This window comes from Martinezella rhizogenes, from assembly GCF_027460065.1.
Classification (GTDB): domain Bacteria; phylum Pseudomonadota; class Alphaproteobacteria; order Rhizobiales; family Rhizobiaceae; genus Agrobacterium; species Agrobacterium rhizogenes_C.
The window spans coordinates 19,266-31,989 of sequence record NZ_JAPYZZ010000015.1; the positions used below are offsets into that span (position 1 = coordinate 19,266).

A 12,724-nucleotide genomic window follows, 5' to 3' on the forward strand; every position below is an offset into this window, starting at 1 on the left:
CTGGAAATGCTCTATAAACACCAGATACGGCACTCACAAGACAGGACAAAACCCATGGATCTCGGCATTTCCGGCAAACGCGCCCTCGTTCTCGCCTCCTCTCGCGGCCTTGGGCTGGGCATTGCCACCGCTCTGGCGAAAGAGGGCGCAAACGTCCTTCTGGTTGGCCGGAGCGGTGAAAAGCTGGCCGAAAATTGCAAGACGATCAATGCGCTCGGCAAGGGCAAGGCCGACTGGGTGTGGGGCGATCTTGCCGACGACAATTTCGTCGAAGCCCTGGTTCAGGCCGTCAAGGACAAGCTCGGCGGCATCGATATTCTCGTCAACAATACCGGCGGCCCGACGCCCGGCCTTGCGCAGGACATGACGGTCGACAAGCTCGACACCTTCTTCCAGTCCATGGTGCTGCGGGTCATCACGCTGACCAACGCGCTACTGCCGCAGATGAAGGAACAGGGTTTCGGCCGCATCCTCACCGTTGCCTCGTCAGGCGTGTTCGAACCCATCCCCAATCTCGCCCTTTCCAACACGTTGCGCGGCGCGCTTGTCGGCTGGAGCAAGACGCTGTCCTCCGAAGTGGCCCCCTTCGGCATCACCTCCAACCTGCTGCTGCCTGGTCGCATCCACACCGACCGCATCGACGAGCTGGATGGCGCCAATGCCAAGCGTCTCGGCAAGAGCATCGAGGAAATCCGCGAGACCTCCGTCAAGGGCATTCCGGCTGGCCGTCTCGGTAGGGTGGAGGAATTCGCCGCCGCCGGCGCTTTCCTCTGCTCGGTACCGGCGAGCTATATTACCGGCACGATGCTGCGGGTGGATGGCGGCGCGGCGAAGTCGAACTGACGCCGGACAGAGACAGGCTCTTCAGGAGGCCGCTTCGTAGATCACGAAGCGGTTTCTCCCGGTGTTCTTGGCTTCATAAAGCGCCGTATCGGCACGGCGCAGAACGTCGCTGGCGCTCTCCCCGGGATTTGCAAAGGCAATGCCAGCCGAACAGCTGTAGCGGAAATCCGGCATATCCCCGAGCGGTGACGCCCATGTCAGCGACGACAGCAATCCCTGCATGACGGCCTCGACGCCCAGCATTCGCGAGCCGCCGAGCACCAGCAGAAATTCTTCTCCACCGATCCGGCCCACAAGGTCGTCCCGAGATGCCGTGGCGGAAAGCCGGGCGGCAAAATCCTTGAGGACCATATCGCCGCAGGCGTGCCCGAAACGGTCATTCACCGCCTTGAAGTGGTCTATGTCGATGATGGTGATGGCCAGCGCCTGGGCCTTGTTGGGGCCGAGCATCTGGTTGAGACTGTCCATCACGTAGCGGCGGTTGCCGAGACCGGTCAGCTCGTCACTCAGGGCCGATTTCAGCGCCCTGTCCCGCTCCTGCCGGAGATCGCGCAATTCGACGCCGAGCTCGGACACGTCGGTAACGACGCACAACATCCAGCCGCCCGGCAATGTCGTTTCGGTCGTCAATATCCAGCGCCCGTCATTCAAGCTGGTCTCGATGGTGCGGAAGGGCAGCTTGCCGCGCCTGGTTTTAGCGGAGCGCAGCCACAATTCGAAATCGGTGGTTTCAATGGCAGTGCCGGTGGAGGCGCGATAGCCGTTGCGCATCAGCTCCAGCCAGCTCGGAAACCCGTCATCAGGCACATCCAGCGCCGTGCGGAAAGCGGCATTCGCAAAGCGCAGTCTATCTTCGCCATCAAACAGGGCATAACCCTGCTGCGAGGCCTCCAGGAGGTGCATGAGCTGGCGGTTGAACAAGCCCACATCGCCCCGAACGAGGCCGGAATGGTCCAGCGGCACTTCTTCAAGGGTGGGACGGGCCGGCTTGCGGGGCATCGAATTTTCCAGGCTACAAAAACGACAGGCAAACAATATAGTTCGCCTAGAAATACACTCTATGATTACAAAAATATTTAAAGCGATCGATCTCGGCAATGATTTCGATCGTCACTACTTCATATGCCTATCACCATCGCAGCAAACCCCTAAGAATATTACGGAAAACGGCCGCGCTCTTTCGTGGCCGCATCGTCGGGCCGTTTGCCATGACCAACCCTGCGGCGATTACTCTGAACCCCGCCAAGACAAACGGGCGCGGCATGCGGCTTAAAAACAATGGGCAGCGCTTGCCATTCCGTCTGCCTTATGCAATCAACCGCCCTCCTCTGACATCGGGGTGCCAAGGGCATCCCTTATCTTCACGCCGGGCCGCCCAAGGGCCGGGCGGGTCTTCTATCGGCACAAGGATATGGCGATGACGCAAAAGCGGGCTCTCGGCCTCGATTTCGGCACGACCAATACGGTCATGGCTCTTTCCGACACGGGCGGCGCAAGCCATTCCATGCGCTTTACCAGCAGCGCGGGCACGGATGACAGCATGCGCACGGCGCTTTCCTTCATGAAGGATGCCGGCCTTGGTGCCGCCGCCCTGCATGTGGAAGCGGGCCATGCCGCAATCCGGCAATTCATCGACAATGCCGGCGACTGTCGCTTTCTGCAATCGATCAAGACATTTGCGGCCTCGCCGCTGTTTCAGGGCACACTGATCTTCGCCAAACGCCAGAGCTTCGAGGACCTGATGGAGGTATTCCTGCGCAAGCTAAAGACCTATGCGGGGGCCGAGTGGCCGGAAAATGTCTCGACCGTCATCGCCGGCCGGCCGGTGCGCTTCGCCGGCAGCAATCCGAACGAAACGCTCGCGCTTGCCCGCTACAACGACGCGCTGAGCCGGGCCGGCTTCCCGGAAATCCACTATGTCTACGAGCCTGTGGCGGCCGCCTATTATTTCGCCCAGAGCCTGAAGAAGGACGCCAATGTACTGGTGGCGGATTTCGGCGGCGGCACGACGGACTATTCGCTGATCCGTTTCGAAACTCATGCCGGCAAGCTTTCCGCCACCCCCATCGGCCATTCCGGCGTCGGCGTGGCGGGCGACCATTTCGACTTCCGCATGATCGACAATCTGGTCTCGCCGGAAATCGGCAAGGGCAGCAAATTCAAGAGCTTCGACAAGGTGCTGGACGTGCCTTCGGGTTATTACGTGAATTTCGGCCGCTGGAACCAGCTGTCGATCTTCAAGACCACGAAGGAATTCACCGACCTCAAATCGCTGGTGCGCTCGGCGCTGGAACCGGAAAAGCTGGAACTCTTCATCGATCTGGTGGAGCATGACGAGGGTTATCCGCTCTATCAGTCGATCTCCGCCACCAAGATGGCGCTGTCTTCGGCCGCGGAGGCGGAATTCAACTTCGCGCCGCTCGGCAAGGCCGGGCGCAAGATGGTGAAGCGAAGCGATTTCAACGCGTGGATCGCCGAAGATCTGGCCAAGATCGAGGGTGCGCTGGACGAGGTTCTGGAGAAGACGAAAGTTGCACCAGAAGCGATCGACAAGGTGTTTCTTACCGGCGGCACTTCCTTCGTGCCGGCCGTGCGGGAGCTTTTCACCCGCCGTTTCGACGCGGACAAGATCGAAAGCGGCGGCGAGCTGCTCTCGATCGCCCATGGTCTCGCCATGATCGGCGAAAGCGGCGATATTCAGCGCTGGACAGCATGATTTACGGGTTTCCCGGGCGGGGAACATGAGGTAATTTCCATCCATGATCGCCGCCCACGACCTTTCCCCGGCCGAACTCGCCGCCCTCTTGCATTTCCATGCGGATGCGGGCGTGGACTGGATGCTGGAAGAGAACCCGATCGACCGTTTCGCCGAATTTGCCGCCGCCCGCCCTTCCCGCCCGATGCCGGGACGGGAGCCGGGCCAGGACGCAGCCGCACCGGCTAGGCAGGCGGAGAGCCCGGCCGATCGCCGTACTGATGCGCCGCAACGGCAGGCGCCGGGCCGGAGCGCGCCTGCGCGCGGTGCAGCGGTAGCCCCCGCCATCCAGCAGAATGTCGCCATGCCGGACGAGCAGGCCGTGGCGGCCGCGCGTTTTGCGGCGGAAAGCGCGCGCTCGCTTGCCGAGCTGAAAACCGCGCTTGAGAGTTTCAGCGGCTGCAACCTCAAGAACAGCGCGCGCAATACGATTTTCAGCGAGGGCGACCCCGCCTCCGCCATCATGGTGGTCGGCCCCATGCCTGACGCTGATGATGACCGCGAGGGCCTGCCTTTTGCCGGCAAGACCGGCCTGCTGCTCGAACGCATGCTGGCAGCCATCGGCCTTCAGCGCAGCGCCATCATGCTCGGCAATGTCGTGCCGTGGCGGCCGCCGGGCAACCGCCCGCCGACTCAGGCTGAAATGGATATCTGCCGGCCGTTCATCGAACGCCAGATTGCGCTGGCGGAGCCGAAACACCTGTTGCTTCTCGGCAACTTCACCGCACGTTTCTTCTTTGGCGGCAGCGGCACCATCCATACGCTGCGCGGACAGTGGCGTGATGTCGCAGCCGGACACCTGATTCTGCCGGCGCTCGCAAGCCTGCATCCGCAGGAACTGTTGAACGCGCCAGCCAGCAAGTCCTTGGCATGGCAGGACTTATTGGCTTTTCAGGCAAAGATCACACAAGGCTGATTGCCTCATTCCTGACCAATGTAAATGAATTATGAAAAAAGCCATGCGCATTACGCATAACAGCGGCGCATTTGGCCGGCTTGCCGAATCCATGCTGCGCTGCGATATAGCGATCATGTCTTGGGAGGAATTTCGGTTTAAGGAACCAAGGCAATGACCACTCGCTTCCGTCCGGTCCATTCCGGCTTTGAAACGCTCCGCCTGGCAGGCCTCGGTGCCCGCTCCAGTCAGGGTTACCATCGTTTCGGCGCTGCCGCAAACGAACAGATGACCGCACGCGCTGCCATGCAGCAGGTCCGCGTGACGCGTCCTTCGGCAGTTTTCGCGGATTTCCGCGAGCGCTGAGAAGCACTCAGGCCAGTGTAACGCTGGTCCATAGATATGATTGCGCGCTGGCGTCTTTCTTCGGGAAGGCGCCTTTTGCCTTTTGTGGGTTTTGCTCTCGTTTGCTTTCGTCATGCCGGACCCGACCCACTACTGTCCGGTTTAAATTTTCATACCGACGGCAATGCCCCTGAAGCCGGTTGCGAAGGATGCGCATCCCCTCGACGTCATCCTCGGCCCTGTGCCGAGGATCTAATCACGCTGAATAAAATCAATTGGTTGCAGATCCTCGGGACAAGCCCGAGGATGACGTCAGAGTGTTTGGCGTCCCTCGCTATTCACCTGACGACGCCATTCCCAATTCATGTCCAAATCGCGGAAAAACAGCTAAAAACAAAACCTTGTCCAGAAAGTTAAACCGGACAGCAGTGGACCCGGCATCCAGCCAGCCCAAGTCCTTGGGCTGAAAAGACTCTTCTCGCCGCGCAGACGCGCGTCGGCTGGATTCCGGCTCAAGGCCGGAATGACGGAAAGACAATTCGGCCAGTGCTGGTATATCCAAGGGAAATGTCCATCACCCCTGCGGCGTCGAAGCCTTGCGCGCCGCGCGTCTCGCCAGCCCCAGCTGATGCTCGCGAAAGATGATGAAGATGCCGGCGAGGATGACGATCGCCGTGCCGATCAGCATCGTCACCGTGGGAATATCGCCGAACAGAATGTAGGAAACCGCGATTCCGAAGATGATGGAACTGTATTCGAAGGGCGCGATGACGGAGACTTCGGCGTGGCGATAGCTCTCCGTCAGGAAAATCTGTGCGACGCCGCCGCAGATGCCACTGGTGATCAAAAGCATGGCCTGCGTCAGCGTCAGCGCGCTCCAGCCGAAAGGCACGCTGATGAGCGATAACAAAGTGGCGGTCAGCGAAAAATAAAGCACGATGGTCGGCGTCTTTTCCGTTTCCACCAGTTGCCGCACCTGGATCATCGCCAAGCCGCCCAGCGCCGCGCCGCACAAAACGGCAATGGCGCCCAGCCCCTCGCCTGCGGCAAAGCCGCCTTCCCTCAGAAGCGTCATTTTTGGCCACAGAATGACCAGCACGCCCATCATGCCGACGAAGACCGCGCTCCAGCGATAGATGCGCACTTTTTCATGCAGGATGAAGGCGGCAAAAACGACGGCGAGCAGCGGCGAGGCATAACCGATGGCGATGAATTCCGGCAGCGGCAGCATGGTCAGCCCGTAAAAACCGCAGGCCATGGAGAGAATGCCGAGAAAACCGCGCTTGAAATGGCCAAGGAGATTGTTTGTGTGCAGCGCGCTTGCCAGCGCATGCAGCCAGGCGAGATAGACGACGATCGGGATAATGGCGAAGGCGGAGCGGAAGAAGGTGATCTGGCCGGCCGGCACGTCGCCGGCGGTCTTGATACAGGTCTGCATGACCAGAAAAAAGCCGACCGAAACCAGCTTCATGCTGATCCCGCGAAAGGGATTGGTCGGTTCGGCGTTCATCGGCAGTTACTCATATCGGCTGCGCAAACACGCCATCAGGGGATTTTTCATGCGGGGAGGACGACGCAGGGGAATTGGATTTACGCAAGGCTAGAGCATTCCCCGGCGGCTTTACAACAAAAAATATTATTTACCCATGAATTCGGTTGATCTGGTGAGAGATTGTTCAAGGCCGTCGCCTTCCCTTCCGTCATTCCGGCCTCGGGCCAGCCCGGGTCCCCGGCTGAAGACACTCACGCCGCCGCGCAAAGGCGCATCGGCCGGATGCCGGATCCAGCCCGGCGCGGCGAAAGAACCAGACCAAAAGCGACGCGCGCTAAAATTTGAAGAAAATAAAATATAATTTCAGCAATCGTTCAACATTTGCTGCGATGGTCCGTGGGTCCGGCGGCGGGAGGATCGTCTGCACGGCCGGCAAGCCTTCCATGGCGGGACAGAACGTCCTCCGACGCACACATGAACGTGACGAATATTCTACCCATTTTACATCCGGGCCTTATGACGACATGATGCCGGGAGACCACGCCAAGTTATTCAGGGATAGTCATGCGAACAGACACGGGCCAGATCGTTCACCTGGCAGATTACCGCCCCACCGATTTCGTTCTGGAGCGGGTGGATCTCACCTTCGAACTCGACCCCAAGAACACAAAGGTCGAAGCCCGTCTGATTTTCCACCGTCGTGAAGGCGCCGACAGTCAGGCCCCGCTGGTTCTCGATGGCGACGAGCTGACGCTTTCCAGCCTGCTGCTCGACCAGATGGAGCTTCCCGCCGACCAATATGAGGCAACACCTGATAGCCTGACCATCCGCGACCTGCCGGCCGAATCTCCCTTCGAGATCTGTGTTACCAATTACATCAATCCGCAGGTCAATACGCAGCTGATGGGGCTTTACCGCACCAATGGCGTTTATTGCACGCAATGCGAGGCGGAAGGTTTCCGCCGCATCACCTATTTCCCCGACCGCCCGGATGTTCTGGCGCCCTATACGGTGACGATCATCGCGGCGAAGGAAGGCAATCCGCTGCTGCTCTCAAACGGCAACTTCCTCGGCGGCGGCAATTACGACGAGGGCCGCCATTTCGCGGCCTGGTTCGATCCGCACCCAAAACCGAGCTATCTCTTCGCGCTTGTCGCCGGCGATCTCGGCGTGGTGGAAGACACGTTCACCACCATGTCCGGTCGCGAAGTGGCCCTGAAGATTTACGTCGAGCACGGCAAGGAGCCGCGCGCGGCCTATGCCATGGATGCGCTGAAACGTTCGATGAAGTGGGACGAAGAACGCTTCGGCCGCGAATACGACCTCGATATCTTCATGATCGTCGCCGTGTCCGATTTCAACATGGGCGCGATGGAGAACAAGGGTCTCAACGTCTTCAACGACAAATTCGTGCTGGCCGACCCGGAAACCGCATCTGACGCTGACTACGCCAATATCGAGCGCATCATCGCGCATGAATATTTCCACAACTGGACGGGCAACCGCATCACCTGCCGCGACTGGTTCCAGCTCTGCCTGAAGGAAGGCCTGACGGTCTATCGCGATCAGGAATTTTCTTCGGACATGCGCTCGCGCCCGGTCAAGCGTATTGCCGATGTGCGGCATCTGAAGTCGGAGCAGTTTCCGGAGGATTCCGGCCCGCTGGCGCATCCGCCACGCCCGGATAGCTACCGCGAAATCAACAATTTCTACACAACGACCGTTTATGAAAAGGGCGCCGAAGTCACCCGCATGATCGCCACGATCCTCGGCGCTGAAGACTTCAAGAAGGGCATGGACCTCTATTTCGAGCGCCATGACGGCGACGCGGCAACCGTCGAGGATTTCGTCAAGAGCTTTGCCGATGCCAGCGGCCGCGATCTGTCGCAGTTTTCGCTGTGGTACACGGAAGCCGGCACGCCGCTCGTCTCCGTCTCCTGCGCTTATGATGCCGGCAATGCCGCCTTCAAGCTGACGCTGGAACAGACCGTGGCGCCAACGCCCGGCCAGCCGGTGAAGCAGCCGCGCCACATTCCGCTATCGCTGGCGTTGATCCTCGATAACGGCCAGATCGCCGAGCCGCAGGCCGTCGAAGGCGGCGAGTATCGCGATGGCGTGCTGCATCTGACCGAACGCAACCAGACCTTCTCCTTCTCCGGCATTTCCTCGCGGCCGGTGCTGTCGATCAATCGCAGCTTCTCGGCACCGATCAATCTGGATTTCGAACAGAATGCTGCCGATCTGGTACAGATCGCCCGGCATGAAACCGACATGTTCGCCCGTTTCCAGGCGCTGACCGATCTTGCCCTGCCGGCGCTGATTGCCGCCACCAGGGCGGTGCAGAATGGCGAAGAAATCCGCACGGATGCGGCCCTCTCCGCCACGCTCATCGAGATCATCGGTAACGACGCGCTGGAACCGGCATTCCGGGCGCAGGCGCTGGCCCTGCCGAGCGAGACGGATATCGCCCGCGAACTCGGCGGCAACACCGATCCCGACGCCATCCACAAGGCGCGCAACGCCACCATCACGGCGATTGCCACGGCCGGCCTCGAAACGCTGCGGCGCCTTGCCGACAGCGCTGCCAATGGCGAGGCCTACAGTCCAGACGCCGACAGCGCCGGACGCCGTTCGCTGCGAAACGGCGCTCTGAGCTTCCTCGCTTTTGCCGAGGGAACACCGGAGCGGGCGGCGAAGGCCTATGCCGACGCCACCAACATGACCGATCTCGCGCATGCGCTGAGTGTCCTGACGCAGCGTTTCCCTGACAGCGCCGAGACGAAGGAAGCACTTGCCGCCTTCGAAACGCGCTTTGCCGACAATGCGCTCGTCCTCGACAAGTGGTTCTCGCTGCAGGCCGCCATTCCCGGCGACGGTGCGCTTGACCGCATCAAGACGCTGATGAAATCGAAACATTTCATCGCCACCAATCCGAACCGGGTGCGTTCGCTGGTCGGCACGCTCGCCTTTTCCAACCCCACCGGTTTCCACCGTGCGGATGGCGCGGCCTATCTTTTCCTGGCGGAGCAGATCGTCGCCATCGACAAGCGCAATCCGCAACTTGCCGCCCGCATTCTCACCTCAATGCGCTCCTGGCGTTCGCTGGAGGCAAGCCGGGCGGAACACGCGAAAGCCGCGCTTTCGACCATTGCCGAGGCGAAGGGCCTGTCGACGGATGTGAGCGATATTGTCGGGCGCATCCTGAAGAGCTAAACATCCGCCGAGGCTGCACCGCCATTCTGATATAGCGCATGACGCCGTCTTGATTTCCATCAAGGCGGCGTTCTGCATTGGGCCGCATCATGCTCTCAAGGGCCGATAGCGGCCTCAATCAGAAAGGAATGCAGATGACGGACATGTCGAGGACCAGCGCTTCGTTTCAGCGCTTCATGAGCGATGCCCCGGCCCACAAGGCGGCATGGTTTCAGGCCATTCAGGGTCTTGGTATGGCCTCCACACTGGATGTGAAGACGCAGAGCCTGATCTATATCGGCATTCTGGCCGCACTGCGCCTGGAAAGCGGCATCGGCTTTCATGTGATGGAAGCCAAGGCGCGCGGTGCAAGCCGTGACGATATCATCAGCGCGGTGCTGACCGGCCTTCCCGCCGCAGGCAATGGCGTGATCGGCGCGCTTGGGCCTGCACTGGATGCTTTCGACGGCGTCTGAGCGTATCTCGCCGCAGGAGTTGAGAGTCCGGCTCACTGATTTTGCACAGGAAACCCGCTTTTCCCGGAGCAGCATCAAACCGTCCCGAAAAAATACGGAGTCGGTTCAAGGGGTTAAAATTCTTTTAACTTTTGCCTCTGGACACGGCGAATCGCATTTGATTCATTAGACATATTCGAGCGGCGGCGCTTCGAATCAGTGGGGACTTCTACAAGGCGGGACAATGACGAACGTGCGGCGGGCGACTGCGGGCGATGAGCGGCCGTATGCCAAATTTTCTGATCTTGCGGCCTGGGGCGAAAGGCTTTCCAGCGACCTGATGGGTTTGATGAATGGCGCCGACCGCCCGATGCCGCAGGTCGAGACCCTGCTGAAACGCCTGATCCCCATTCTCATCCTCGCCTTCCTCGTTGTCGTCGCGGCCTCGCGCATACTGGGTATCACCGCAGAATATGGCCGCATGGAAGAGGCCGCCCGCCACTCCACGGCGCTGACGGCGCTCACCGCCAAAGCGGCGCTTCTCAACAATGATACGATCTTCACCGCGCAGGATCGCACCCGCGCCGAGGCGAGCCTTGTCGCCGCTTTGCCGTCGGGCAGTCTTGCCGATGGCACCATGGTGCTGCTCTCCGGCAGCAATGGCCGCATCTTCGCGGGCGCCGGCAAGGAAGCCTCGCTTTATGTCGGCACGTCGCTGCCGGCCCTGCTTCCCGAAATCGCCATCGTGCAGCGTTTCCCCGGTGCGCCCGGCACCATCGAGACCAATATAGACGGCCAGCAGCATTATGCGACGATGATCCCCTTCGGCGATGACGGCGCGATGGTGATCGCGGCGCGTTCGCTGCAGCCGATCCGCTCCTTCTGGCGCAGCGAAATCGCCATGAACGTCACGCTGTTTGCCGGCATCTCCTCCATCCTGCTCGTCGTGCTCTATGCCTATTACATGCAGGTGAAGCGCGCCCGCGACGCCGACGACATTTTCGCCGAATCCAATCTGCGGGTGGAAACGGCGCTGTCGCGCGGCCGCTGCGGCCTGTGGGATTTCGATCTTTCCAGCCGGCGCATGTTCTGGTCCGGTTCGCTTTACGAAATCCTGGGCTTGCCGCCGAAGGCCGCGCCGCTTTCCTTTTCCGATGCAGCCCGCATGATGCATTCCGAAGACGGCAATCTCTATGAGCTTGCCCGCGCCGTCGGTTGCGGCACCCTGCGCCAGATCGACCAGATTTTTCGCATGCGTCATTCCAAAGGTCATTATGTCTGGCTTCGCGCCCGCGCCCAGGTCATCCGCACCAATAACGGTCCGCGTGTCATCGGTATCGCCATGGATGTCACCGAACAGCACCGCCTTGCCCAGCGTTATGCAGAGGCCGACCAGCGCCTTGCCGATGCCATCGAATCCACCTCGGAAGCCTTTGTTCTCTGGGACAAGAACGATCGCCTCGTGATGTGCAATATCCATTACCAGAAGGCTTATGGCCTTCCCGACAGCGTGCTGGTGGCCGGCACGGAAAAAAGCACGGTTTATGCAGCCGCCGCCCGCCCGGTCGTGGAACGGCGCGTTGCCGATCCGGACCAGTCCGGCCTGTCGCGCACGACGGAAGTGCAGCTGGCCGATGACCGCTGGCTGCAGATCAACGAACGCCGCACCCGCGATGGCGGCCTCGTCTCGGTCGGCACCGACATCACGCTTCTGAAGCGGCATCAGGAACGGCTGCGCGATTCCGAGCGCCGGCTGATGGCGACCATCGGCGATCTTTCCGCCTCGCAGCACAAGCTGGAGCGGCAGAAGACCGAACTTTCCGACGCCAACGCCAATTACCTTGCCGAAAAAGAGCGCGCCCAGGCCGCCAACCGGGCGAAATCGGAATTCCTCGCCAATATGAGCCATGAGCTGCGCACGCCGCTCAACGCCATTCTCGGCTTTTCCGATATCCTGCAAAACGAGATGTTCGGGCCGGTTGGTTCGCCGAAATATTCCGAATATGCCCGCGATATCCATGACAGTGGCAAACACCTCTTGAACGTCATCAACGATATTCTCGACATGTCGAAGATTGAAGCGGGCCATATGCGCATCAACCGCGAGACCATCGATCTCGCGCCGCTGATCGAGGAAACGCTGCGTTTGACCGCCATTCAGGCGGAGCAGAAGAACATCACCGTGCAGCAGAAGGTCTGCGCCGGGTTGACCATGCAGGGTGACCGCCGGGCCATGAAGCAGATCATGCTCAATCTTCTGTCAAACGCCGTGAAATTCACGGGCGACGGCGGCCGCATCGCGCTGCGCACCCATGTGCATGAGGCGGCGATGATCCTCACCATCGCCGATACCGGCATCGGCATTCCGGCGCAGGCCTTGCAAAAGATCGGTCAGCCCTTTGAACAGGTGCAGAGCCAATATGCCAAGAGCCAGGGCGGCTCCGGCCTCGGACTTGCGATTTCCCGCTCGCTGGTGAAGCTGCATGGCGGCACGATGAAAATCCGCTCGTGTGAGGGGCGTGGCACGGTGGTGACGATTATCATTCCGCATGCGGCGGGGCGGTGTGGGATGGTGCATTGAGGGGATGTTGGGCGGAGTTTACTGCCTTGCAATAAGTTGCGGTTGTGCTGGCGATACCCCCCTCTGCCCTGCCGGGCATCTCCCCCTCAAGGGGGGAGATCAGCTAGAAGCATGCTCCCCACCAAATCCGCGACGTTTGAGATGATCGAGCGATTGCCACTTGCCG

10 protein-coding genes are annotated in these 12,724 nt (G+C 60.5%); 7 read left to right on the forward strand and 3 right to left on the reverse strand.

Features of this window, described 5'->3' with window-relative positions; all coding sequences use genetic code 11:
- Positions 1–54 precede the first annotated feature (54 nt).
- Positions 55–843 carry an SDR family oxidoreductase gene (locus O8B93_RS20335; RefSeq protein ID WP_269711702.1) on the forward strand — a complete coding sequence of 263 codons (789 nt, stop codon included), beginning with the start codon at positions 55–57 and terminating at the stop codon, positions 841–843.
- Between the two features lie 21 nt (positions 844–864).
- Here the strand turns inward: O8B93_RS20335 and O8B93_RS20340 are convergent, their stop codons facing one another.
- Positions 865–1,842, reverse strand: a complete 978-nt coding sequence (locus O8B93_RS20340) for a GGDEF domain-containing protein (protein ID WP_269711703.1) — start codon at positions 1,840–1,842, stop codon at positions 865–867.
- A 418-nt stretch (positions 1,843–2,260) separates the two neighbouring features.
- Here O8B93_RS20340 and O8B93_RS20345 point away from each other — a divergent pair, with 418 nt between their 5' ends.
- The 3 genes from O8B93_RS20345 to O8B93_RS20355 all read left to right on the forward strand — a co-directional run bounded on the left by O8B93_RS20345 (position 2,261) and on the right by O8B93_RS20355 (position 4,859).
- Positions 2,261–3,559, forward strand: coding sequence for an Hsp70 family protein (locus tag O8B93_RS20345; RefSeq protein WP_269711704.1), 1,299 nt, complete (start codon positions 2,261–2,263; stop codon positions 3,557–3,559).
- A gap of 43 nt (positions 3,560–3,602) precedes the next feature.
- Positions 3,603–4,514 (forward strand): uracil-DNA glycosylase, encoded by a 912-nt coding sequence (locus O8B93_RS20350; protein ID WP_269711705.1) that lies wholly within the window; start codon positions 3,603–3,605, stop codon positions 4,512–4,514.
- 153 nt (positions 4,515–4,667) lie between these two features.
- Positions 4,668–4,859: a hypothetical protein gene (locus tag O8B93_RS20355; protein WP_063950983.1), complete on the forward strand. Its 192-nt coding sequence runs from the start codon at positions 4,668–4,670 to the stop codon at positions 4,857–4,859.
- A gap of 313 nt (positions 4,860–5,172) precedes the next feature.
- Here O8B93_RS20355 and O8B93_RS20360 read toward each other — a convergent pair whose 3' ends face one another.
- Together O8B93_RS20360 and O8B93_RS20365 are read right to left on the reverse strand one after the other, a co-directional pair.
- Positions 5,173–5,400, reverse strand: coding sequence for a hypothetical protein (locus O8B93_RS20360; RefSeq protein ID WP_269711706.1), 228 nt, complete (start codon positions 5,398–5,400; stop codon positions 5,173–5,175).
- A gap of 12 nt (positions 5,401–5,412) precedes the next feature.
- The gene (locus tag O8B93_RS20365; RefSeq protein WP_269711707.1) at positions 5,413–6,348 is read right to left on the reverse strand and encodes a DMT family transporter; all 936 of its coding nucleotides are present in this window, start codon (positions 6,346–6,348) and stop codon (positions 5,413–5,415) included.
- Between the two features lie 546 nt (positions 6,349–6,894).
- Here O8B93_RS20365 and pepN point away from each other — a divergent pair.
- The 3 genes from pepN (at position 6,895) to O8B93_RS20380 (ending at position 12,558) form a co-directional block, all read left to right on the forward strand.
- Positions 6,895–9,543: an aminopeptidase N gene (gene pepN, locus O8B93_RS20370; RefSeq protein WP_269711708.1), complete on the forward strand. Its 2,649-nt coding sequence runs from the start codon at positions 6,895–6,897 to the stop codon at positions 9,541–9,543.
- A 134-nt stretch (positions 9,544–9,677) separates the two neighbouring features.
- Positions 9,678–9,998 (forward strand): carboxymuconolactone decarboxylase family protein, encoded by a 321-nt coding sequence (locus tag O8B93_RS20375; RefSeq protein ID WP_269711709.1) that lies wholly within the window; start codon positions 9,678–9,680, stop codon positions 9,996–9,998.
- Positions 9,999–10,221: 223 nt separating this feature from the next.
- Positions 10,222–12,558: a PAS domain-containing sensor histidine kinase gene (locus tag O8B93_RS20380; protein WP_269711710.1), complete on the forward strand. Its 2,337-nt coding sequence runs from the start codon at positions 10,222–10,224 to the stop codon at positions 12,556–12,558.
- The last annotated feature ends 166 nt before the right edge of the window (positions 12,559–12,724 follow it).